The 22,862-nt window shown below is 73.5% G+C and carries 19 protein-coding genes, 3 rRNA genes and 1 pseudogene; 8 read left to right on the top strand and 15 right to left on the bottom strand.

All coding sequences use genetic code 11. From position 1 onward, the window contains the following. Positions 1–10: 10 nt before the first annotated feature. Together ACGF5C_RS08760 and ACGF5C_RS08755 are read right to left on the bottom strand one after the other, a co-directional pair. Complete coding sequence (locus tag ACGF5C_RS08760) at positions 11–856, bottom strand: siderophore-interacting protein (protein ID WP_393298468.1); 846 nt, start codon at positions 854–856, stop codon at positions 11–13. Further along, positions 853–1,887 carry an ABC transporter substrate-binding protein gene (locus ACGF5C_RS08755; protein WP_393298465.1) on the bottom strand — a complete coding sequence of 345 codons (1,035 nt, stop codon included), beginning with the start codon at positions 1,885–1,887 and terminating at the stop codon, positions 853–855. The genes ACGF5C_RS08760 and ACGF5C_RS08755 overlap by 4 nt, the downstream gene beginning before the upstream one ends. A 67-nt stretch (positions 1,888–1,954) precedes the next feature. On the opposite strand from ACGF5C_RS08755, the gene ACGF5C_RS08750 reads away from it, so the two are divergent. The 4 genes from ACGF5C_RS08750 to ACGF5C_RS08735 all read left to right on the top strand — a co-directional run bounded on the left by ACGF5C_RS08750 (position 1,955) and on the right by ACGF5C_RS08735 (position 5,606). Next, positions 1,955–3,055: a FecCD family ABC transporter permease gene (locus ACGF5C_RS08750; protein ID WP_393299133.1), complete on the top strand. Its 1,101-nt coding sequence runs from the start codon at positions 1,955–1,957 to the stop codon at positions 3,053–3,055. Further along, the gene (locus ACGF5C_RS08745; protein WP_393298462.1) at positions 3,052–4,080 is read left to right on the top strand and encodes a FecCD family ABC transporter permease; all 1,029 of its coding nucleotides are present in this window, start codon (positions 3,052–3,054) and stop codon (positions 4,078–4,080) included. Before ACGF5C_RS08750 ends, ACGF5C_RS08745 begins: the two co-directional genes overlap by 4 nt. 47 nt (positions 4,081–4,127) lie before the next feature. Further along, positions 4,128–4,964 (top strand): ABC transporter ATP-binding protein, encoded by an 837-nt coding sequence (locus tag ACGF5C_RS08740; RefSeq protein WP_357461670.1) that lies wholly within the window; start codon positions 4,128–4,130, stop codon positions 4,962–4,964. Between the two features lie 78 nt (positions 4,965–5,042). Then, the gene (locus ACGF5C_RS08735) at positions 5,043–5,606 is read left to right on the top strand and encodes a GNAT family N-acetyltransferase (protein ID WP_393298458.1); all 564 of its coding nucleotides are present in this window, start codon (positions 5,043–5,045) and stop codon (positions 5,604–5,606) included. Between the two features lie 108 nt (positions 5,607–5,714). Here the strand turns inward: ACGF5C_RS08735 and ACGF5C_RS08730 are convergent, their stop codons facing one another. The 7 genes from ACGF5C_RS08730 to ACGF5C_RS08700 form a co-directional block, all read right to left on the bottom strand. Continuing rightward, complete coding sequence (locus ACGF5C_RS08730; protein WP_393298455.1) at positions 5,715–6,407, bottom strand: RibD family protein; 693 nt, start codon at positions 6,405–6,407, stop codon at positions 5,715–5,717. After that, positions 6,400–7,059: a GTP cyclohydrolase II gene (gene ribA, locus ACGF5C_RS08725; protein ID WP_393298452.1), complete on the bottom strand. Its 660-nt coding sequence runs from the start codon at positions 7,057–7,059 to the stop codon at positions 6,400–6,402. The genes ACGF5C_RS08730 and ribA overlap by 8 nt, the downstream gene beginning before the upstream one ends. 11 nt (positions 7,060–7,070) lie before the next feature. Then, entirely contained in the window at positions 7,071–8,003 is a 933-nt protein-coding gene (locus tag ACGF5C_RS08720) for a lysylphosphatidylglycerol synthase domain-containing protein (protein WP_393298449.1), read from the bottom strand. 69 nt (positions 8,004–8,072) lie between these two features. Then, the gene (locus ACGF5C_RS08715; RefSeq protein ID WP_393298446.1) at positions 8,073–8,891 is read right to left on the bottom strand and encodes a methyltransferase domain-containing protein; all 819 of its coding nucleotides are present in this window, start codon (positions 8,889–8,891) and stop codon (positions 8,073–8,075) included. Further along, entirely contained in the window at positions 8,888–9,955 is a 1,068-nt protein-coding gene (locus tag ACGF5C_RS08710) for a glycosyltransferase family 4 protein (RefSeq protein ID WP_393299130.1), read from the bottom strand. The genes ACGF5C_RS08715 and ACGF5C_RS08710 overlap by 4 nt, the downstream gene beginning before the upstream one ends. A 214-nt stretch (positions 9,956–10,169) precedes the next feature. After that, positions 10,170–10,568: a 6-pyruvoyl tetrahydropterin synthase family protein gene (locus ACGF5C_RS08705; RefSeq protein ID WP_393298443.1), complete on the bottom strand. Its 399-nt coding sequence runs from the start codon at positions 10,566–10,568 to the stop codon at positions 10,170–10,172. A 3-nt stretch (positions 10,569–10,571) separates the two neighbouring features. Continuing rightward, on the bottom strand, positions 10,572–11,552 hold the full coding sequence (locus ACGF5C_RS08700; RefSeq protein WP_393298440.1) for a dehydrogenase: 981 nt from the start codon (positions 11,550–11,552) through the stop codon (positions 10,572–10,574). A gap of 92 nt (positions 11,553–11,644) precedes the next feature. Between ACGF5C_RS08700 and ACGF5C_RS08695 the strand changes: the two are divergent. After that, a pseudogene (locus tag ACGF5C_RS08695) lies at positions 11,645–14,168 on the top strand (CDP-alcohol phosphatidyltransferase family protein). A gap of 304 nt (positions 14,169–14,472) precedes the next feature. On the opposite strand, the gene ACGF5C_RS08690 reads toward ACGF5C_RS08695, so the two are convergent. The 3 genes from ACGF5C_RS08690 to ACGF5C_RS08680 are packed head-to-tail and all read right to left on the bottom strand — an operon-like array spanning position 14,473 to position 17,098. Continuing rightward, a complete protein-coding gene (locus ACGF5C_RS08690; protein WP_393299127.1) occupies positions 14,473–15,012 on the bottom strand; it encodes a GerMN domain-containing protein in 540 nt (179 codons plus the stop codon). Between the two features lie 59 nt (positions 15,013–15,071). After that, positions 15,072–16,400 (bottom strand): sensor histidine kinase, encoded by a 1,329-nt coding sequence (locus ACGF5C_RS08685; protein ID WP_393299124.1) that lies wholly within the window; start codon positions 16,398–16,400, stop codon positions 15,072–15,074. 23 nt (positions 16,401–16,423) lie between these two features. Then, the gene (locus ACGF5C_RS08680; RefSeq protein ID WP_350686351.1) at positions 16,424–17,098 is read right to left on the bottom strand and encodes a response regulator transcription factor; all 675 of its coding nucleotides are present in this window, start codon (positions 17,096–17,098) and stop codon (positions 16,424–16,426) included. 213 nt (positions 17,099–17,311) lie between these two features. Here ACGF5C_RS08680 and ACGF5C_RS08675 point away from each other — a divergent pair, with 213 nt between their 5' ends. Genes ACGF5C_RS08675 through ACGF5C_RS08665 form a run of 3 tightly spaced genes read left to right on the top strand, consistent with a single transcriptional unit; the run spans position 17,312 to position 18,685 of the window. Beyond that, complete coding sequence (locus ACGF5C_RS08675; RefSeq protein ID WP_393298437.1) at positions 17,312–17,680, top strand: GlsB/YeaQ/YmgE family stress response membrane protein; 369 nt, start codon at positions 17,312–17,314, stop codon at positions 17,678–17,680. After that, positions 17,677–18,339: an STAS domain-containing protein gene (locus tag ACGF5C_RS08670; RefSeq protein WP_393298434.1), complete on the top strand. Its 663-nt coding sequence runs from the start codon at positions 17,677–17,679 to the stop codon at positions 18,337–18,339. Before ACGF5C_RS08675 ends, ACGF5C_RS08670 begins: the two co-directional genes overlap by 4 nt. A gap of 46 nt (positions 18,340–18,385) precedes the next feature. After that, positions 18,386–18,685 (top strand): BON domain-containing protein, encoded by a 300-nt coding sequence (locus tag ACGF5C_RS08665; RefSeq protein ID WP_393298431.1) that lies wholly within the window; start codon positions 18,386–18,388, stop codon positions 18,683–18,685. A 103-nt stretch (positions 18,686–18,788) separates the two neighbouring features. Here ACGF5C_RS08665 and rrf read toward each other — a convergent pair. From rrf to ACGF5C_RS08650, 3 genes are all read right to left on the bottom strand, one after another. Further along, positions 18,789–18,905 (bottom strand): 5S ribosomal RNA (gene rrf / locus ACGF5C_RS08660). An 82-nt stretch (positions 18,906–18,987) separates the two neighbouring features. Further along, positions 18,988–22,097 (bottom strand): 23S ribosomal RNA (locus tag ACGF5C_RS08655). Between the two features lie 374 nt (positions 22,098–22,471). Continuing rightward, positions 22,472–22,862 (bottom strand): 16S ribosomal RNA (locus tag ACGF5C_RS08650); the annotation flags it as partial.

Here is a 22,862-nt window from a genome sequence, read left to right as displayed (position 1 = left end):
CGCCCGACCGTCAGGCGACGGCCGCGGCGGTCGCCTCGGCGCGCAGGTCCTCCTCGGAGGCGCCCCGACGCCAGTAGCCGGCGAACGTGACGTGACGCCGGTCCAGGCCACGCTCGCTCACGAGGTGCCGCCGCACCGCCCGCACCATCGACGACTCGCCGGCGACCCAGGCGTACGGGGTGCCGGCCGGCAGCCGGGCGGCGCGGACCGCGTCCGCCAGCAGGGTGCTGCCGGGGGCGGTGCGGCCCCGCACGATCCAGCGCACCTCGGCCCGCGCGTCGGTGGGCAGCTCCTGGATGTCCACCGCGTCGGGCACCTCGATGAAGGCCCGCACCCGCGCGTCGGCAGGCAGCCAGGCCAGGATCCCGGCGGCGGCGGGCAGCGCGGTCTCGTCGGCGACCAGCAGGACCGAGTCCGTGCCGGCCGGCGGGCGGAAGCAGACGCTGCGGTTGTCGCGCACGGCCGGGCCGAGCAGCACCACCCGGTCGCCCGGCAGGGCGTGCCCCGCCCAGCGGGAGGCGGGGCCGGTGTCGCCGTGGCTGACGAAGTCGATGTCCACCTCGGCGCGCTCGGGCCGCTGCTCCCGGATGGTGTAGGAGCGCATCACCGCGCGCACGTCGGGGTCCATCGCCCGGTACGCGCCGAACCAGTCCTCCCCCGCATCGACCGGGAGCACCGGCGCGGGCTGGCCGGGGTGCGGCAGGAACAGGGAGACGCTCTGGTCCCGGCCGCCGCCGGCGAAGTCGGCGAGTTCCGGCCCGCCGAGGGTGACCCGGATCAGGGAGGCGCCGATCCGCCGCGCGCCGACGACCTGCGCGGCGTAGAAGCGGTACTGGAGGGCGACCGCCGTGGTCACGCGGTCACCTTCTTCGCGTTGCGGATGGCGGTGGCCAGGTTCTCCAGCAGCGGCGCGGCGCCGGCGTACGAGAAGCGGGGCACCGCGTCCCACGGGGTGATCTGGTTGGCCTTGACCGCCGGGAGTTGCTGCCAGGTCGGCTTGCTGGCCATGTCCTTGGGCTGCAGGGCGGTGCTGCGGTTGTCGAGCAGGATCAGGTCGGCCGGGAACTTGCCCGCGTTCTCCCAGCTCAGCGCCTCGAAGTAGTCGCCGGCCTCCAGCTTGGTGGGGACGACGATCTCCACGCCCAGCTCGGCGAAGTACATCAGGTCGGTGCTGACCTTCGGGTTGGAGACGTAGAACAGGTCGGGGCTGCCGGAGGAGGCCAGCACCTTGATGCCCGGGTTCGCCCTGACCGCCTGGCGGACCGCCTCGGCGGCGGCCTCGAAGCGGGCCTTCGCGTCGGTGACCTTCTTCGCGGACAGGTCGGCGCCGAGAGACTCGGCGAGCTGCGCGTACCGCTCGATCGGCTTGGTCATCGGCACCCGGGCGGTGGTGATCGCCACGCTGGGGGCGAGCGGGAGGATCTTGTCCTTGCTCTCGTCCGGCACGTACCACAGGGCACCCGGGTCGTACATGTGGGTGACGAGCAGTTCCGGTCGCAGGGCCGCGTACTTCTCCAGGCTGAACTCGCCCCAGACGTTGCCGAGGACCTCCACGGCGTCCACGTTCAGGTCGCCGGCCTGCGGCTCGGCGCTGCCGTCGGCGCGCTTCGTCTCGCCGAACACGCCGACGATCTGCTTGTCGAGTCCGAAGTCGACCAGCGCCGCGGCGACCCCGGTGAAGGCGACCACCCGGGTCGGGCGGTTGGCGGCGCTCACCTTCTCGTTGCGGTCGTCCGTGAACGACCAGGGTCCGCCAGAGCCGGCCACGGCGGGGGCGGAGTCGTCGTCCCGGCCGCAGCCGGCGAGCAGGGCGGCCAGGGTGGCGGCGCCACCGGCGGCGAGCAGGCCCCGGCGGGAGAGTCGGCGGGCGGACACGGGATGCGGCATGGCGGTGTCTTTCGATCAGGGTCGGGCGAAGGACCATGGACAGCGGAGTTAGGTTAACCTAACCTAAATCGCTGTCAAGCCCCGCCCGGAATCACGCACCACATCGGAGCCCACACTGTCCGTCACCCTCACCTCACGCATCGGCGCGCCACCGGCACCGCCCGTCACGCCCCGGCGTGGCCGCGCCGCGCTGCGGGCCGCCGGCCTCGCGGCGTCGGTGCTGCTGCTCGTCGCCGTCGCGGTGCTCAGCATCGCCGTGGGCGCCAAGCAGCTCCCGCTCACCGACGTGTGGCAGGGCCTGCTGCACCGCGACGCCGCCGAGTACGCCGTCGTGCACCGGATGCGGCTGCCGCGTACGCTGCTCGGCCTGCTCGCCGGCGCGGCGCTCGGCGTGGCCGGCGCGGTGATGCAGGCGCTGACCCGCAACCCGCTGGCCGACCCCGGGCTGCTCGGCATCAACGCCGGCGCCTCGGCGGCGGTGGCCAGCGCGGCGGCGCTGCTCGGCGTCGGCGGCGTCGGCGGCCAGGTCTGGTTCGCGCTGCTCGGCGCGGCCGTCGTCACCGCCGCCGTCTACCTCGTCGGCGGCGGGCGCGGGGCCACCCCCGCCCGGCTGGCGCTGGCCGGCGCGGCGCTCAACGCCACCCTCTACTCGTACGTCAGCGCGGTGATGCTGCTCGACACGGCGTCGCTGGAACGGCTGCGGTTCTGGACGGTCGGCTCGCTCGCCAGCGCCGAGGCATCGACCGTACGCACGGTCGCGCCGTTCATCACGGCGGGCCTGCTGGTCGCCCTGGCCGCCACCCGCGCGCTCAACGCACTGGCGCTCGGCGACGACGCGGCGCGCGCGCTCGGCGCCCGGCCGGCCCTCGTCCGAGGCACCGTCATCGTGGCGATCACGCTGCTCTGCGGCGCCGCCACGGCGGCCTGCGGGCCGATCGTCTTCGTCGGTCTGCTCGTGCCGCACCTGGTCCGCGCGCTCACCGGGCCGGACCTGCGCTGGCTGCTGCCGTACTGCGCGGTGCTCGCCCCGGTGCTGCTGCTCGGCGCCGACGTGCTGGGCCGGGTGCTGAGCCGACCGGGCGAGCTCCAGGTCGGCATGGTGACCGCCGTGGCGGGCGGGCCGCTCTTCCTCTGGCTGGTGCTGCGCGGGCGGGTGGCCCACCCGTGATCACCATCCGCACCCCCGGCGGCGTGTCCCTGCGGCTGCGCCCCCGCGCCGTCGCCGTCGGCCTCACCTGCGTGGTGCTCGCCCTGGCGCTGAGCGTGCTCGCCATCGGCAGCGGCGACTACCCGATGGGCCCCGCCGACGTGCTGCGCGCCCTCGCCGGCCGGGGCAGCCCGGCCGAGGAGTTCATCGTCACCGAGCTGCGGCTGCCCCGGCTGGTGACCGCGCTCTGCGTCGGCGCCGCGCTCGCGCTGGCCGGCGCGGTCTTCCAGTCGCTGGTCCGCAACCCGCTGGGCAGCCCCGACATGCTCGGCTTCACCCAGGGCGCGTCGACCGGCGCGCTGGTCGTGGTCGTGCTCGGCGGCAGCAGCATGCTGCTGGCCTCGGCGGCGGTGATCGGCGGCCTCGCCACCGGCATCCTGGTGTACGCGCTCGCCTGGCGGCGCGGCGTGCACGGGTTCCGGCTGATCCTGGTCGGCATCGGCACCATGGCGATCCTGACCGGGGTCAACGGCTGGCTGCTGACCCGGGCCCAGCTGATGGACGCCGCCCGCGCCGTCCTCTGGCTCACCGGCAGCCTGGACGGGCGCGGCTGGGTCAACGCGCTGCCGCTGCTGGTCGCGCTGGCGGTGCTGGTGCCCGTGCTGCTGGTCGGCTTCGGGCCGGCCCTGCGCCTGGTCGAGATGGGCGACGACACCGCCTCCGCCCTCGGCGTACGCGTGGAGCGGGTGCGCCTGGTCGTGCTGGCGGCGGCGGTGCTGCTGGTCTCCCTCGCCGCAGCCGCCGCCGGGCCGGTGAACTTCGTGGCGCTCACCGCGCCGCACCTGGCCCGGCGGCTGACCCGGGCACCGGGGCCGAACCTGCTGCCGTCGGCGGCCGTCGGGGCGGTGCTGCTGGTCGCCGCCGACCAACTCGCGGTACGCGCGTTCCCCGGGCACCAACTGCCGGTGGGCGTGGTGACCGGGGTGCTGGGCGGCGCCTACCTGATCTGGCTGCTCGCCACCGAACGCCGGGCCGGCCGGCTGTGACCGGGGACGGCCGGCGGGTCACCCACGACGAGAACGGAGCACGGAGCATGCAGTCCCGGCTGAGCGGCAGCGCGATGACCCTCGCCTACGAACGGCGGACCATCGCCGAGGACCTGAGCGTCGCCGTACCCGACCGCTCCTTCACCGTCATCATCGGCCCCAACGCCTGCGGCAAGTCGACTCTGCTGCGCGCCCTGTCCCGGCTGCTGAAGCCGACGGCCGGGGCGGTGCTGCTGGACGGGGAGGACATCCACCGGCTGCCGGCCCGGGGCGTCGCGCGCACCCTCGGCCTGCTGCCGCAGACGTCCGTCGCCCCGGACGGCATCGGCGTCGCCGAACTCGTCGCGCGCGGCCGGTACCCGCACCAGGGGCTGCTGCGGCAGTGGTCGCGCGAGGACGAGCGGGTGGTCGCCGAGTCGATGGCCGCGACCGGGGTGGCCGACCTGGCCGACCGGCCGGTCGACGAGCTGTCCGGCGGGCAGCGGCAGCGGGTGTGGATCGCGATGGCGCTGGCCCAGCAGACGCCCCTGCTGCTGCTGGACGAGCCGACCACCTACCTGGACATCGCCCACCAGATCGAGATCCTCGACCTCTGCGCCCGGCTGCACGAGGAGCAGGGCCGCACCCTGGTGGCGGTGCTGCACGACCTCAACCACGCCGCCCGCTACGCGACGCACCTGATCGCGATGCGCGACGGTCGGGTGGTCGCCGCCGGCCCGCCCCGGGAGGTGGTCACCGCGGAGCTGGTCGAGGAGGTCTTCCGGCTGCCCTGCCGGGTCATCGACGACCCGGAGACCGGCACCCCCCTGGTCGTCCCCGCCGCCCGCCGCCGGGCCGGCGCGGGTGCCCCGGCGGTCGCGGTCGCCGGCGGGGACCCGGCGTGAGCCCCCGCCTCGCGCCGGCCGGGCGCCACGGGGGCCACGTCCGGGCGCATCGACCGGAATCGTCGTACGGTGGGCGCGATGCGTGAGGCGACCAACACCTACGGACAGGACGTCGACGGGTTCGGCCGGGTGGCGATCCGCCCCGTCGACCCGGACACCGACGTCGACCTGATCCACGGTTGGGTCAGCGAGGAACGGGCCCGGTTCTGGGGCATGCGCGACGCCGGTCGCGAGCGGGTCGCCGAGATCTACCGCTACCTGGACTCGCTGACCACCCACCACGCGTGGCTGGTGCACCGCGACGGCGTGCCGGTCGCGCTGTTCCAGACGTACGAGCCGGCGGCCGACCCGGTCGGCCAGTGCTATGACGTCCGGCCCGGCGACCACGGGGCGCACCTGCTGATCGGCCCGCCGACCACGACCGAGCGGGGCTTCACAGGCGCGCTGCTGGGCGTGTTCCTCGGCTTCGTCTTCGCCGACCCGCTGCGCCGGCGGATCGTGATGGAGCCGGACGCGCGCAACGACAAGGCGGTGGACCGGCTGCTGCGGACCGGCTTCGTCGCCGGCCCGCTGATCGACCTGCCCGACAAGCGGGCCCGGCTGATGTTCCTCGACCGGGAGTCGTTCGAGGCACGCCGCTGACCGCCGGAGCCGCTCCCCGGGCCCAGGCGACGGGGCCGCGCCGCACGTGCCACCAGGCCCGTCCGTGCACAGTCCGGCCGGCGGGCGCCCGGGCAACGCCGGGTGGGCTCAGCCTCCGTCGCACCGCGCCGAGAGGGCGTAGCGGATCAGCACCACGTCGCCGATCTGGCGGGCCTCCGCCACCCGGGCGCGGCGGCCGGGGTGCCACGGGAAGCGGCCGTCGCCGACGAACCGGGGCGCCCGGCGGTCGCCGACGAAGAACGGGGCCACCACCAGGTGCAACTCGTCGGCGAGGCCGGCAGTGAGGAACTGCGCGAGCACGCTCGCCCCGCCCTCCACCATCAGCCGGCGCACGCCCCGCGCGGCGAGGTCGGCCAGCGCCCGCGCCGGGTCCACGGGCTCGCCCGCGTCCACCACCGTGGCCAGGCCGGCCAGCCGGTCCGCGGTCTTCTCCACCGTCGAGGTGGCGCAGTGTACGATCCGGTCGGCGTCGCCGGTGGTGAAGAGCCGGGCGGCCGGGTCCAGGTCGCCGCAGCCCGTCCACGTCACCCTGAGCGGTGAGGCCGGCAGGCCGCGGGCGAGGCGGGCGGCGCGGCGCCGCGCGGAGCGGACCAGCAGGCGCGGGTTGTCCCGCCGGACCGTGCCCGCGCCGACCAGGATCGCGTCGCAGCCGGCCCGGACCTCGTCGACCCGGTCCAGGTCCGCCTCGTTGGACAGCACCAGCCGCTGCCCGCTCGCGTCGTCCAGGTAGCCGTCCATCGACGTCGCGCAGCTGAGCAGGACGTACGGGCGCTCAGTCACGGACGAGCGGGAGGTCGAGGGCGTGGTCGCCGTGGCTGACCTTCGCCGCCAGGTAGCCGGCGTTGGCCGGGGACAGGTGGACCCCGGTGGCGACCCGCGAGGCGACCACCACCCCGAGGCGGCCGAGCTGCGCCGCCTTGTCCGGGTTGTTGCTCAGCAGCGCGACCCGCTCCACGCCCAGGGCGGCGAGCATCTGCGCGGCCACGGTGTAGTCCCGCTCGTCGGGCCGGTGCCCCAGCGCCAGGTTCGCCTCGTACGTGTCCAGCCCGGCGTCCTGCAGCGCGTACGCGTCGAGCTTGGCGTACAGGCCGATGCCGCGTCCCTCCTGGCGCAGGTAGAGCAGGTAGCCGCCGGCGGCGGCGATGCGTTCGACCGCCTCGCGCAACTGTGGGCCGCAGTCGCAGCGCTGGCTGCCGAACACGTCCCCGGTCAGGCACTCGCTGTGCGGGCGCACCAGCGGCGGCGACGACGGGGGCGCCGCCCCCCGGTCGCGCGGGCCGGCCCGGTCACCGAGGCCGAACGCGAGGTGCTCCCGGCCGTCGGCCAGGCCGTCGAAGGAGAACACCCGCGCGGTGGTGGCGTATCCGTCGGGGAACCTCAACGGGACCGTGACCTGCGTACGGACCGTGGCGGCGGGCGGGGTTTCGGACATCGGACTCCTCGTCAGACGGTGCCGGCGGGCACGCGGACACGACGGGCCACCAGGACGGCGGCGCCGGGAAGACTCGCGACGAGCACCAGGGCCCCGTACACCGTGGCGGTGGCCACGCCCTCGGCGGCGGTCAGGCCGGCGGCGCCGAAGGCCCACGCGGCCACGCCCTCCCGGGGGCCGAAGCCGGCTACGTTCGCCGGCACCCCCATGGCCAGCAGGGCCAGCAGCGTCAGCGGCACCAGCAGGGTCAGCGGCGCGGTGGAGCCCGCGGTGCGTGCGGCCAGCACGAACGTGGCCAGGTGGCCGGCGACGGCCACGGTGGACGCCACGAGCACCCCCAGCCAGGTCCGGCGGGCGAGCAGCCCGGCCCGGACGTCGGCCGTCGCCGCGCGGGCCGCCCGCGCCCACCGCGACGGCCCGGCGGTGGGCAGCGCGCGGGCCAGCACGACGGCGCCGAGCCCGGCCGCCACCAGCAGCGCGCCGACGGCCGGCAGGTACGGCCGGACCGGGGAGGGGAACGCGGCGAGCACGACCACCGCGACGGCGGCCAGCACCACCTGCCCGGCCGTGCGCTCCCAGACCACCGCGCGGACGCCCCGGCCGACGTCGCCGACGTCGCGGCCGTGCCGCACCGCCCGGTGCACGTCACCCAGCACCCCGCCGGGGAGCGTCGCGTTGAGGAACACCGCGCGGTAGCAGTGCGCGACCGCGGTCGGCAGCGGCAGCCGCACCCCCAGTCCCCCGGCCACCAGGCTCCACCGCCAGGCGCAGCAGACGGTGGTCACCGCCCCGATGGCGAGCGCGGCGGCCAGCGCCGGGGCGTCGATCAGCCGGAGCCCGTCGAGGAACGGGCCGGCGCCCAGCCAGCCCAGCAGCACGAGGAGCACGGCCAGGCCGCCGAGGGCCGGCGCCCACGCCCCGAACCGCCGCGCCGGCGCGGTCACGTCGCCTCCACCTCGGCCCTCCCTCGGCGGTTTTCCTGTCGGTAGGCACGCACCGGACACCTCCCGGGTTCAGCCACACCCCGCCAGCAGGTCCAGGTGGTCGACCAGCACGCCGAGCCGGCCGGCGGCGATCTCGGCGCGGCGCCGGCGGGCGTACGCCCGGGTCTGGCCGACCATCTCGGGCCGCTGCTCGCGGGCGGCGTCGAGCCAGCCGGTGAACCACTCGCCGGCCAGTGCGGCCTGCTCCGGGCCGAGCCGCCACGGGCTGGGCCGCAGCGCCACGTCGACGCCGTGCCGGGCGAACGCCGCCGCGCAGGCGTCGACGGCGTCGGGCCCGAGCAGGACGCGCCCGCCGACCGTGCGGCGCTGGTGGTCGTTGAACGCGGCGGCGATCTCCGCGTCCCACGGGTCGGCCGGGGTGAGCCGCACCCGGCCGGTCACCGAGAGGGCCAGCAGCGTCGGGCGGCCGGCCCCGGCGCAGGCCGCGACGAGGCGCTCGACCTCCTCGGCGGTGAACATGTCCAGCAGCGCGGACGCGGTCACCAGCGACGCGCCGGCCAGGTCGGCGGCGGACAGCCGGGTGAGGTCGCCGCGCCGGACCTCGGCGGTGACCGGGCCGCCGTCGGCGGCCCGGGGCAGCCCGGCGGCCGCGCGGGCCAGCAGGTGGGCGTCCTGGTCGTGCAGGACCCAGTGCTGCGGGCCGGGCAGTCGCGGGGCCAGCCAGCGACCCATCGACCCGGTGCCCGTGCCGAGGTCGTGCACGACCAGCGGCCCGGGGGCCAACCGGCGGCGGGCGAGGTCCACCAGGTCCCCGGCGCGGGCCGCCGCGTCGGCGGGCTCACGCAGCGTCAGCCAGTCCGCGAAGTGCGGCGGCAGCTCCACGGTCATGCGGTCGTCACCCCTTCCAGCACGGCGCCCGCCACCGTCGCGGCGACCGGCCAGCCGTCGAGCGTCTCCCGCCGGTCGCGCGCCGCCCGCCGCAGCCGCCGGCGCAGCCCCGGCTCGCCGAGCCAGCGCCGCAGGGCGCCGGCCAGGGCCGCCGGGTCGTCGGGCGGCACCAGCAGGCCCGGCGGCGCGCCGTCCGGCGCGCGGCCCAGGGCCTCGGGCAGCCCGCCGGCGGCGGTGCCCAGCACCGGGATCCCGCGCGCGAGCGCCTCGGTGACCACCATCCCGTACGTCTCCCGGCGCGAGGCCAGCACCAGCAGGTCGGCGGCGGCGTACGCGGCGTCGAGGGCCGCCCCGGTGCGCGGGCCGACCAGGCGCACCCGGTCGGCGAGGCCGTGCCCGACCACCTGCCGGCGCAGCCGCGCCACGAACCCCGGGTCCCGGGTCAGCGCGCCCACGCAGACGCAGTCCCACGGCAGGTCGGCGACCGCCGCCAGGCCCTCCACCAGCACGTCGTGCCCCTTGTGCGGGGCGACCGCCGCGACGCAGAGCAGGTTCCCGCCGGCCGGCGTCCCGGGCGCGGGCGGGGCCGGGTCGACACCCGGCGGGGCGACGTGCACCCGGTCGGCGGGCAGCGCGTACCGGCCGAGCAGCCGCCGCCGGGTCCACTCGCTGGTGGTGACCACCGCGACGGCGGCTCTCAGGGCCGCGCCCTCGTCGTCGTGCTCCAGCGGCATGTGCACCACGACGACGAGGCGCAGCCGCCGGCCCTGCGGGGTCAGCGCCTGCGGCGCGGACGAGGCGACCAGCCCGTCGAGCAGGACCACCGCCCCGTCGGGCAGCGCCGTGAGCAGCCGGGCGAGCCCGGCACGCGCGGACGCGTCGGGATGGGGCCAGTCGCCGGGCACGGCGTGCTCCCGGACCGCCCAGCCGGCCGCCGACAGGCCCCGGCAGAGCCGGCGGTCGTACGTGTTGCCGCCGCTCGGCGTGGCCGGGTCGTCGATGTCGTTCGGCAGCACGACGTGCACGGTCGCCCGGCGGCGCCGGGCGACCGTCGGGCCCGCCACGCCCTCGCCTCCGCCCGCCACGCCCTCGCCTCCGCCCGCCACGCCCTCGCCTCCGCCCGCCACGCCCACGCCTCCGCCCGCCACGCCCACGCCTCCGCCCGCCACGCCCACGCCTCCGCCCGGCGCGGCCCGGCTTCCGCCAGGCGGGGCCTCGTGGTCGCCCGACGCGGCCCCGCTTCCGCCCGCTGCGGCCTCGTGGTCGCCCACCCGGGCCTCAGAGGGGCCGCTCGTAGCTGGCCCAGGCGACATGCGACTCGTGCAGCGTGACGGTGATGCCGGCGAGCGCGCGGGCGCCCGCGCCGAGGTCGCCGGCCCGCACCCGCTCGGCGAGGCGGTCGGCGACCGTCCGGGCGAGCACCTCCGTGGTCGTGTTCACCCCGGCGAAGGCCGGCTCGTCGTCCAGGTTGCGGTAGGTCAGCTCCCCGAGCACGGCCCTGAGCTGCTCGGTGGCCAGTCCGATGTCGACGACGACGCCGTCGGCGTCGAGGTCGGCGCGGCGGAAGGTGGCGTCGACGACGAAGGTCGCCCCGTGCAGGCGCTGCGCCGGGCCGAACACCTCCCCCCGGAAGCTGTGCGCGATCATCATGTGGTCACGGACGGTAACGCTGAACACGGATCACTTCCCGTCGTAGGTGATGAGGTGGCACAGCGCGGGCAGGCTGCCCGCGGCCAGGCGGGCAAGCACGTCGGGCAGCTCCGCGAACGGGGACTCCCCGGTCAGCAGCGCGTCGAAGGCGGGATCGGCCAGCAGGTCCAGGGCCAGCGCCAGCCGGTCGGCGAAGGTGCGGCTGTCCCGCCGGGCCGGCGCGACCGCGCCCACCTGGCTGCTGCGGATGGTCAGCCGTCCGGAGTGGAACGCCCCGCCCAGCGCCAGGTCGACGGTCCGGTCGCCGTACCAGCTCAGCTCCACGACCGTGCCCTCGGGGCGGAGCAGCTCCAGCGACCGCCGCAGGCCGGCGGCGGTGGCGCTCGCGTGCACCACGAGGTCCCGCCCGCCGACGGCCCGCGCGGGCGGGGCGAACCCGACGCCGAGCGCGGCGGCGACCTCCGCCCGGGCCGGGTCGGCGTCGACCAGCTCGACCCGCACGCCGGGGAAGCGGGCGAGCAGGGCCGCGACGCAGCAGCCGACCATGCCGCCGCCGACCACGCTCACCCGGTCACCGACCAGGGGCGCGGCGTCCCAGAGCGCGTTCACCGCGGTCTCCACGGTCCCGGCGAGCACCGCGCGGGCCGGCGGCACCGCATCCGGTACGGGCACCACCGCCTCGGCCGGGACCACGTACGCCGTCTGGTGCGGGTGCAGGCAGAACACCGTCCGGCCGCGCAGCTCGGCCGGCCCCTGCTCGACCACGCCCACGCTGAGGTAGCCGTACTTCACCGGTGCCGGAAAGTCGCCCTCCTGAAACGGCGCGCGCATCGCGGAGTGCTGGTCGGCGGGGACGCGGCCGGCGAAGACCAGGGTCTCGGTGCCCCGGCTGACACCGGAGTAGCGGCTGCGCACGAGCACCTCGCCGGGGCCGGGGACGGGCAGCGGCACCGCCCGGATCTCGCCCTCGCCGGGCGTACGGAGCCAGAAGGCGCGCGCCTCGCGGGTCACCGGTTCCCCCTCACCCGCGTCCGGAGCGAACCGGACGGCGGCATTTCCCGTGTTTCCTGTCGAGAGTCATCGGTCATAGACACGGAGGCACGGTGCCCACGGTTCGAAAAGGCCCGGCAATCGGGTTCGTCGTCCAGATCGTCCTGCTGGCGGGGCTGGCCGGCGCGGTCGGCCTCGGGCCGGCGGGCTGGCTCGCCGGGACCGCGTACGGGGCGGTGCTGTGCCTGGCGCTCAGCTGCGGGCTGAGCCGCGCGGCGGGGCACGTCCTCGGGCCGGCCGACCGGGTGACGCTGGCCCGGGCCCTCCTCGTCGGTGGCGTGACGGCGCTGACCGTGGACGCGCTCCCGGCCGCCGTCGACCGGGCCGCGCCGGTGGGGGTGCTGGTCGCCCTCACCGCCGTGGCGCTGGCGCTCGACGCGGTCGACGGGTACGTGGCCCGGCGTACGGGCACCGCCAGCGCGCTCGGGGCGCGCTTCGACATGGAGGTCGACGCGTTCCTCATCCTCGTCCTCGGCCTGCACGTCGCACCGGCCGTGGGCGGCTGGGTGCTCCTCCTCGGCGCCATGCGGTACGCCTTCGTCGCCGCGGGCTGGGCGCTGCCCTGGATGCGCCGGCCGCTGCCCGCGCGGTACTGGCGCAAGGTCGTCGCGGCGGCGCAGGGCGTCCTGCTGCTGGTGGCGGCGACCGGGGTACTGCCGGGGCCGGGGGGCGTACTCGTGCTGGTGGTGGCGCTGGCCCTGCTCGTCGAGTCGTTCGGCCGCGACGTCGGCTGGCTGTGGCGGCACCGGCCCGCCCGAGCGGCCCCGCCCCGGCGGCCCGGGTCGGCGAGCCCGGTCGGCGCGCGGCCGTCGCCGGTACACCGGGAACTCGTCGCCGCCCGTGACTGACCGCCCCTCGCCCGCGCCGCACCCGGACCCGCCGCCGCCCGCGACGCGCCCGGACCCGCCGCCGCCCGCGACCGACCGCCGCCCGCCCGCGCCGACCGACCGCGACTCGACGGCGCGTACCCCCGGGCAGGTCGGGGCTCGGCGGAGAGCGCGCCGGGTCGCGGCGCGGGCGACCACCGCGTCGGCCGCCCTGCTGGTGCTGGCCGCCCTGACCGTGCCGCACCAGCCCGGTCGGCTCACGCCCGGCGGGTTCGTGCGGATCCCCCTGGAGGGGCTGCTCGCCGTCGCCCTGCTGCTCGCCCTGCCGGCGCGGGCGCGGCGGCCGGTGGCGGCGCTCGCCGGCGCGCTGCTCGGCCTGCTGACCGTGCTGAAGGTCGCCGACCTGGGCTTCCTCGCGGCGCTCGGCCGCCCGTTCGACCTGGTGCTCGACTGGGCGCTGCTCGACGACGCCGTCGGGTTCCTCACCGACTCGATGGGCCGGGCGGGCGCGACCGGCGCGGTCGTCGCGGCCGTGCTGCTGCTCGCCGCCCTGGTCGTCGGGACGACGCGGTCCGTGCTGCGGCTGACCCGCCTGCTGGTCCGACGCCGCACGGCCACGCGGCGGGGAGTCGCGGCGCTGGTGGTCGTGTGGCTGGCCTGCGCCGCGTTCGGCGTGCGGATCGTCCCCGGCGTACCGGTCGCCGACACGGCCGCCACCGACCTGGTCGGCGGCCACGCGCGCGAGGTACGCGCCCGGCTGCGGGACCGGGAGGTCTTCGCGGCCCAGGTCGGGGCCGATCCGTTCCGGGACGTCCCCGGCGACCGGCTGCTGACCGCGCTGCGGGGCAAGGACGTGGTGGTCGCCTTCGTGGAGAGCTACGGGCGCGACGCGGTGGAGGACCCGGAGTTCGCCCCGGCCGTCGGCGCGGTGCTCGCCGACGGGGACCGCCGCCTGCGCGCGGCCGGCTACGCCTCCCGCAGCGGTTTCCTCACCTCGTCGACGGTTGGCGGCGGCAGCTGGCTGGCCCACGCCACGCTGCTGTCCGGGCTGTGGATCGACACCGAGCAGCGGCACCGCAGCCTGCTGGCCAGCGACCGGTTGACGGGCGGCGCGTTCCGGCGGGCCGGCTGGCGCACGGTGGGCGTGATGCCGGCCGCCACCCGACCCTGGCCGGAGGGCGCCTTCTTCGGCTACCAGCGCTTCTACGACGGTCGCGGCCTCGGCTACCGGGGGCCGAGGTTCGGCTACGCCCCGATGCCCGACCAGTACACGCTGGCCGCCTTCGAGCGCCTGGAGCGGGCTCGGGCGGACCGGGCGCCGGTGATGGCCGAGATCGCGCTCGTGTCGAGCCACTCCCCCTGGACGAAGATCCCCCGGCTGGTCGACTGGGCGGCGGTCGGCGACGGCAGCGTTTTCCACGGGGCGGCCGAGGAGAGCCCGTCGTCGCAGGCGCGTGCCGGCTACCGCCGGGCCGTCGGATACTCGCTGGCCGCCCTCGTGTCCTACGTGGAGAGACACGGCGACGACGACCTCGTGCTGGTGTTCCTCGGCGACCACCAGCCTGCCCCGGTCGTCACCGGCGACGGCGCCGGCCGGGATGTGCCGGTCACCGTCGTCGCCCGCGATCCGGCCGTGCTGGACCGGATCGCGGGCTGGGGCTGGACCGACGGCCTGCGGCCCGGCCCGGGCGCCCCGGTCTGGCCCATGGACGCCTTCCGCGACCGGTTCCTGACCGCCTTCAGCGGATGACCCCCGGCACCCCAGAGGGCTGACCGGGGGCGACGGCCTTCGGCACCCTGCCCAGTCCCGGCCCCCGCCGGTCCACGGGCCGCCTACTCCAGTGCCGGTCCGCGGGCCGCCTGCTCCAGTGCCGGTCCGCGGGCCGCCTGCTCCGGTGGCGGTCGGCCCGCCTGCTCCAGTGCCGGTCCGCGGGCCGCCTGCTCCGGTGGCGGTCGGCCCGCCTGCTGCGGTGCCGGCCGACCGGGGCGGCCCGCCTGCTCTTGCCTGCCGCCGCAGGCGACCCGTCGGCTCCGCCTGGCCGGGAGGCCGGCCGTCACCGGGGCGCGACGAGGTCGGCGTAGTCGGCGACGGTGAGGGGGCGCCGGGACAGCGACCCGTCGGCGCGCGGCACCCCGAGCGGCGCCCCACCCCGCAGGAACGCCACGGTGTCGACGTCGGAGCGGGCGGTCAGGGTGCAGACGATCTGGCCGAAGGCGAGGACCTCGTCGCTGCGGCCCGTCTCGTCGCCTGCCTCACCGACGTCGACCTCGACGTCGATGCCCCGGGGCCGGGCGACGGCGGCCTCGACGGCCCCCGGCAGGGCGGTGCTGAGGCCGCTGTCGCGCTCGGCGGTGGTCGGGCCGGCGAGCAGTTGCTGGAGCTGGGCGTCGACGGTAGGCGTGGCGTCCACTCGGCGCTCGACAGGCACCAGACGGTCGTCGCGGACGAAGCAGAGCACCGCCGTCGCCCGCCCCGCCGTCAGGGTCGGGGTCGGGGTCGCCACGAGCGTGCCCGAGGTGGGGAACGGCCCGGGCGGGGGCGCCACGGTGCGGGGGGCGTCCTCCGTCGGGACGCCGCAGCCGACGAGCAGCATGAGGGCGACGAGCGCAGCACCGGTGCCCCGCCACCGTCCCGGCTGGCGCGCGCGGCGGCTCACGATGACACACCGGGCAGCTCGACCCGGAAGCGGGCGCCCCCGCCGGGACGGTCGCCCACACCGGCGCGTCCCCGGTGCGCGGCGGCGTGCTGGGCGACGATGGCGAGCCCGAGGCCGGTGCCGTCGCCGGCCGCGCGGGCGTGCGCGGCACGGCCACGGACGAAACGGTCGAAGACGACGTCCCGGTCGGCCGGGGGCACGCCCGGCCCCTCGTCGTCGACCTCGACGATGCCCGTCCCGCCCCGCTGCGACAGCCGCACCGCCACCGGGCCACCGCCATGGCGGACCGCGTTGTCGACCAGGTTGGCCAGGATCTGCTCGACGCGGCGCTGGTCGACCAGCCAGGTCGTGGCGGCCCCGCCGGCCGCGTGCACGAGCGCGCCCGGCAGCCCGCGCGCCTGGCACACCCGGCGGGCCAGCGCCGCCACGTCGACCGGCCCCCGGTCCGCCGGCTGGTCGCTGCGGGCGAGCTGGATCAGGTCGTTGACCAGCTGCTGGAACCGGGTGATCTCGTCGGCCACCAGGCCGGCCGCGGTGGCGGTCCGGTCGTCGAGGTGCTCCCGGCGGCGGGCCAGGACGCTGGCCGCCGCCGCCAGGGTCTGCAGCGGCGAGCGCAGCTCGTGGCTGACGTCGGCGGCGAAGCGGCGATCCCGCTCGATGCGCTGGGAGAGCTGGTCGACCATGTGGTTGAACGACGTGGAGAGGCGGGTGAGGTCCGGGTCGGTGGTGGGCGCGAGCCGGGCGGAGAAGTTGCCGTCGGCGATCTCCTGGGCGGCGTCGGCCACCGCGGTCAACGGGCGCAGGCTGTGCCGGGTGGCGTACCAGCCCAGGGCGGCGCCGGAGCCGGACACCACGATGGCGACGGCGGTCAGCGCGAGCGCCAGGACCTGGAGGGTCTCGTCCAGCTCGCGCAGCGAGGTCAGCTCGTAGTAGCTGGTGGACGGGGCCAGCGGCAGGCCGACGAGCAGGGTGGGCTGGCCGTTGACCCGCACCCGCTGCACGGCCGGCTCCCCCGCCCGGACGAGCTGCTGCAGGTCGACCGGGATGGCGGCGGTCAGGCCGGCGTCGGCGGTGCGGGCGTACCAGTCGTCGCCGCGGTGCAACAGCGGTCGGCGGTTGCCGCCGGTGTCGAGGGACCGCAGCACCTCCACGACGTCGGGGTCCTCCGTGTCCAGCCCGGTACGCACCACCGCCGCGTCGAAGTACGCCGCCCGCACCGCGGTGCGCTCCCGCTCGTCGAGCAGGGACCGCCTGGTCAACTCGTACGAGACCAGCGCCATGGACGCCGACAGCAGCAGCGCGCCGACGGCGAATCCGGCGGACACCCGGGCCCGCAGCCCGAGCCGCCTCACCGGGTCAGCTTGTAGCCGAGGCCGCGCAGGGTGACCAGGTGCCGGGGGCTGCCCGGATCGTCCTCGATCTTCTGCCGCAGCCGGCCCACATGCACGTCGACGAGCCGCTCGTCACCGGTGTCGTAGCCCCAGACCCGCTGGAGCAGCTGCTGGCGCGACAGCACCCGGCCGGCGTGCTCGGCCAGCTCGCACAGCAACCGGAACTCGGTGCGGGTCACCGGCACCGGTCGGCCGGCCCGACGCACCTCCCCCGCGTCCGGGCTGATCTCCAAGGGGCCGAACGTGAGGACCGGCACGGGCGCGGGCACCGCCCGGGCCCGGCGGCGCAGCGCCCGCAGTCGCGCCGACAGCTCCTTGACCGCCACCGGCTTGACCACGTAGTCGTCGGCGCCGGCCTCCAACGCCGCCACGATGTCGTGGGTGTCGTCGCGGGCGCTGACCACCACGATGGGTACGTCGTCGTCGCGGCGTAGCTGCCGGATGCACTCGAAGCCGTCGAGGCCCGGCAGCATCAGGTCGACCAGCACGTTGTCGGCCGGCTCCCGGCGCTGCATCCGCAGCCCCTCCTCGGCGGTGGCCGCCCCCCGGACGGCGTAGCCCTCGTCCTCGAGCGCGAGCAGCAGCGCCAGACGGATCCGGTCGTCGTCCTCGATCACCAGCACGCCCGTCATAACCCGCATCATCCCCAAGGCAGGCACGAACGCCCAACCGTGTCCGGCGTTCGACGGTTTTGTCACGCAACTGTCATACAACCGCGTGGCCCGCGCCACGGGCGCCGCCCAGGGTGGTGGACGACACTGGGCCGGTCCGCCGCTCACCGTGGTCGGGCCGGGCCCGCCGGAGCGGCAGCCGTCGGCCGACCGATCCTGCGGAGGAGGGAGCAGATGACCGTCGCCGGTCTCCTCACCGCACTCGCCGTGGGTCTCCTCGTCGCCGCGACGGGCTGGCTGGCGCTCCTCCGCCGGCGGGAGGTGCCGGCCTGGCTGGCCCTGGTGACCGGCATCGTCACCGCCGTCCTCGGCATCATCCTGGCCCGCATCGTCGGCCTCGACACCGGTCGGTCCGGCCTGTGGCGCCTGGCCGTCCCGGCCGGCTCCGCCGTCCTCGGCGTCGCTCTCGTGGCCGCCACCGCGGGCCCCCGGCGCCCGCCCGTGCCGGCCCGCCGGACGCGGCCGGACCTCGATTCCAACCCGACGCCGCCGGTCGTGGACCGGCACGTCGCCTCGCCCGACCTCCCGTGGAGGAAGCCATGACCGTCGTACCGGACGACAACTCGATGACGCTGATCTGCGACAGCTGCGGAGACGTGACGACGGGAACCGCATGCGTCCTGCCGGACGCCGAGGTCGTCTGGACCCTCGTCGCCGAACACGGCTGGAGCGGCTCGCCCTTCGCGACGGGCCCGCACCGCTGCCCCCGCTGCAGCCTCCTCGGCCCGGACGCCGGCCGCGGCGGCGAGGCCGGGCGCGGCACCCAGGTGGCCGGCGGGGTGCTGGGGGTGGACCACCTCGACGACGTCGCCGTGGCGACCGCCTCCGGTGACATCGACGTCGACATCGCCGACGACCTGCGGACCGCGCTGCGGCAGGCGGTCGACGTCTGCGGGCACGTCGTGGTCGACCTGACCCGGGTCCACCTGATCGACGCGAACGGGCTCGGCCTGCTCGTCCGGGCCCACCGCGACGCCCGCGAACGCGGCGCCGTGCTCTGCCTCGCCGCCCCGTCCCGCTTCATCCTCACCGTCCTGCACACCATGCGGCTGGACGGCCTGTTCCCGATCTTCGTCAGCCCGGAGGAGGCCGTCCGGCGGCTCTCCCCGGCCGGGGCGGGCGAGCCCGCCGGGCTGACGGCCACCGTGGTCGGACCGGACCGGGCCGGCCACCCGGCGCCGGCCGACACGCCGTCCCGCTGAGCCGACACGGTCACCCGCACCCGCACTCTGGCGAGAGGACGCCCACATGCTCATGCCCTGGCCGTACCCGGACGATGGCGCGTTCCGTCCCGAGTCGCCCCGGCCGGCGCCCGGCGACGAGGACGCCCGGTTGGCCGCGCTGGTCGCCCAGCGGTTGAGCAGCGACTGGACCACCCGCGGCCAGCAGATCGTGGTGACCGCGCAGAACCGGGTCGTCATCCTCACGGGCGTCGTGGCGGGCCCGGACGCCCGGCAGGTGGCCGCCGAGATCGCCTGGGACGTGCGCGGTGTCGTCGACGTCTGCAACGCCCTGCGGCTCGCCGGCCCCCGGCGTCCCCGCCGCTGACCGGCGCGGTGCCGTCGGCGGGCCGGCGGGCCGCGGTGGCGACCCGGCCTCGACCAAATGCGTTCAGGGCCACCCCGATTGGGGTGGCCCTGAACGAAAGATTGTCCGGCGGTGTCCTACTCTCCCACACCCTCCCGAGTGCAGTACCATCGGCGCTGGAGGGCTTAGCTTCCGGGTTCGGAATGTAACCGGGCGTTTCCCCTCCGCCATGACCGCCGTAACTCTATCGACATATCAAACAACACCACACGTGGTCTGTTGTTCGTTCATCGAGAGTTGCACAGTGGACGCGTAGCAGCTTAGTAGTCAAGTCCTCGGCCTATTAGTACCGGTCAACTGAACCCGTTACCGGGCTTACATTTCCGGCCTATCAACCCAGTCGTCTAGCTGGGGGCCTTACCCCACAAAGTGGGTGGGATACCTCATCTTGAAGCGAGCTTCCCGCTTAGATGCTTTCAGCGGTTATCCCTTCCGAACGTAGCTAACCAGCCGTGCCCCTGGCGGGACAACTGGCACACCAGAGGTTCGTCCGTCCCGGTCCTCTCGTACTAGGGACAGCCCTTCTCAAGTATCCTACGCGCACGGCGGATAGGGACCGAACTGTCTCACGACGTTCTAAACCCAGCTCGCGTACCGCTTTAATGGGCGAACAGCCCAACCCTTGGGACCTGCTACAGCCCCAGGATGCGACGAGCCGACATCGAGGTGCCAAACCATCCCGTCGATATGGACTCTTGGGGAAGATCAGCCTGTTATCCCCGGGGTACCTTTTATCCGTTGAGCGACACCGCTTCCACTCGCAAGTGCCGGATCACTAGTCCCGACTTTCGTCCCTGCTCGACCTGTCAGTCTCACAGTCAAGCTCCCTTGTGTACTTGCACTCAACACCTGATTGCCAACCAGGCTGAGGGAACCTTTGGGCGCCTCCGTTACCCTTTAGGAGGCAACCGCCCCAGTTAAACTACCCACCAGACACTGTCCCTGAACCGGATAACGGTCCGAAGTTAGATACCCAAATCAACCAGAGTGGTATTTCAAGATTGCCTCCACCCATACTGGCGTATGAGCTTCACCGGCTCCCACCTATCCTACACAAGCTAATTCGGATACCAATGTCAAGCTATAGTAAAGGTCCCGGGGTCTTTCCGTCCTGCCGCGCGTAACGAGCATCTTTACTCGTAATGCAATTTCGCCGGGCCTGTGGTTGAGACAGTGGGGAAGTCGTTACGCCATTCGTGCAGGTCGGAACTTACCCGACAAGGAATTTCGCTACCTTAGGATGGTTATAGTTACCACCGCCGTTTACTGGCGCTTAAGTTCTCCGCTTCGCCCCGAAGAGCTAACAGGTCCCCTTAACGTTCCAGCACCGGGCAGGCGTCAGTCCATATACATCGAATTACTTCTTCGCATGGACCTGTGTTTTTAGTAAACAGTCGCTTCCCCCTGCTCTCTGCGGCCATACAACGCTCCACCCGCGCGGGGCTTCACGTCTCCGGCCCCCCTTCTCCCTAAGTTACGGGGGCAATTTGCCGAGTTCCTTAACCACAGTTCGCCCGATCGCCTCGGTATTCTCTACCTGACCACCTGTGTCGGTTTGGGGTACGGGCCGCTAAGAACTCGCTAGAGGCTTTTCTCGGCAGCATAGGATCACTGACTTCACCTGAATCGGCTCGGCATCACGTCTCAGCCTATGTGTGCTGCGGATTTGCCTACAGCACGGCCTACACGCTTACCCCGGCACAACCACCGGCCGGGCTCAGCTACCTTCCTGCGTCACCCCATCGCTTGACTACTACCCGCCAGGTTCCCACGCTCCCCCAGTTAGGTCCGAAGACCGCCCCAGGTTCGGGTGGTTAGCACAACGAGGTTCATCAGGGACGCTCTTTCGCGGGTACGGGAATATCAACCCGTTGTCCATCGACTACGCCTCTCGGCCTCGCCTTAGGTCCCGACTCACCCAGGGCGGATTAGCCTGGCCCTGGAACCCTTGGTCATCCGGCGGAAGGGTTTCTCACCCTTCTTTCGCTACTCATGCCTGCATTCTCACTCGTGCCGCGTCCACACCTCGATCACTCGGATGCTTCACTCGCGGCACGACGCTCCCCTACCCATCCACACACCTGCACAAGGAATCACGTCCAAGCGAGGTAAAAATGTGAATGCCACAGCTTCGGCGGTGTGCTTGAGCCCCGCTACATTGTCGGCGCGGAACCACTTGACCAGTGAGCTATTACGCACTCTTTAAAGGGTGGCTGCTTCTAAGCCAACCTCCTGGTTGTCTATGCGACCCCACATCCTTTTCCACTTAGCACACGCTTAGGGGCCTTAGCTGGTGATCTGGGCTGTTTCCCTCTCGACTACGAAGCTTATCCCCCGCAGTCTCACTGCCGCGCTCTCACTTACCGGCATTCGGAGTTTGGCTGATTTCGGTAAGCTTGTGGGCCCCCTAGACCATCCAGTGCTCTACCTCCGGCAAGAAACACGCGACGCTGCACCTAAATGCATTTCGGGGAGAACCAGCTATCACGGAGTTTGATTGGCCTTTCACCCCTAACCACAGGTCATCCCCCAACTTTTCAACGTTGGTGGGTTCGGCCCTCCACGCGGTCTTACCCGCGCTTCAGCCTGCCCATGGCTAGATCACTCCGCTTCGGGTCTAGGACACGCGACTGAATCGCCCTATTCAGACTCGCTTTCGCTACGGCTCCCCCACACGGGTTAACCTCGCCACATGCCACTAACTCGCAGGCTCATTCTTCAAAAGGCACGCCGTCACCCCGCAAGGCTCCGACGGATTGTAGGCGAACGGTTTCAGGTACTATTTCACTCCCCTCCCGGGGTACTTTTCACCATTCCCTCACGGTACTCGTCCGCTATCGGTCACCAGGAAGTATTTAGGCTTACCAGGTGGTCCTGGCAGATTCACGGCAGATTACAGGGGTCCGCCGCTACTCGGGAACACCCACAGGAGACCAGCCACTTTCACCTACCGGACTATCACCGCCTACGGTCAGCCTTTCCAGACTGTTCGGCTAGCAACTGGCTTTGTAACTCCTCACACGAGTGTCAGCTCGTGTCGCAGGGTCCCACAACCCCGACCACGCAACCCCTGACAGGTATCACACGCAGCCGGTTTAGCCTCAATCCGCTTTCGCTCGCCACTACTCACGGAATCACTAAATTTGTTTTCTCTTCCTACGGGTACTGAGATGTTTCACTTCCCCGCGTTCCCTCCATACACCCTATGTGTTCAGGTGCAGGTGACACCACATGACTGATGCCGGGTTCCCCCATTCGGACACCCTGGGATCACAGCTCGGTTGACAGCTCCCCCAGGCCTATCGCGGCCTCCCACGTCCTTCATCGGCTCCTGGTGCCAAGGCATCCACCGTTCGCCCTTGACAACTTGACCACAAAGATGCTCGCGTCCACTGTGCAATTCTCAACAAACGACCAACCCACAACCCACAGCCCCACACCAGCCCGACAACCCGCCGACGGTATGCGAGACCAGGCCATGCCTGGCAACCATCCCCCACCCACAGGTGAAGGCCATGGCTCCGAAAGAAACAACCACCGGGTTGTTCTTTCAGGACCCAACAGGGTGCTTAACGCCGAACCCCAGCCGCATCACATCCACCGTTCCTACACCCCAAAGGGCGTGTACTAGACATCCGTGACCGTTGCCGGCATCCGACTAACCAGTGTCTCCGCCATTGAGCACCCCGACCCGACATTCGCAGGTCGCGGGCTCCTTACACCCTTTCAGGTGAAGGTGCTCCTTAGAAAGGAGGTGATCCAGCCGCACCTTCCGGTACGGCTACCTTGTTACGACTTCGTCCCAATCGCCAGCCCCACCTTCGACGGCTCCCTCCCACAAGGGGTTGGGCCACCGGCTTCGGGTGTTGCCGACTTTCGTGACGTGACGGGCGGTGTGTACAAGGCCCGGGAACGTATTCACCGCAGCGTTGCTGATCTGCGATTACTAGCGACTCCGACTTCACGGGGTCGAGTTGCAGACCCCGATCCGAACTGAGACCGGCTTTTTGGGATTCGCTCCACCTCACGGTATCGCAGCCCATTGTACCGGCCATTGTAGCATGCGTGAAGCCCTGGACATAAGGGGCATGATGACTTGACGTCATCCCCACCTTCCTCCGAGTTGACCCCGGCAGTC

The sequence above is a fragment of the Micromonospora sp. NPDC047620 genome (assembly GCF_043205005.1).
Taxonomy (GTDB): Bacteria; Actinomycetota; Actinomycetes; order Mycobacteriales; family Micromonosporaceae; genus Micromonospora.
The sequence above is the reverse complement of the archived record's forward strand: the minus strand, read 5'-3'. Positions and strand labels throughout refer to the sequence as shown.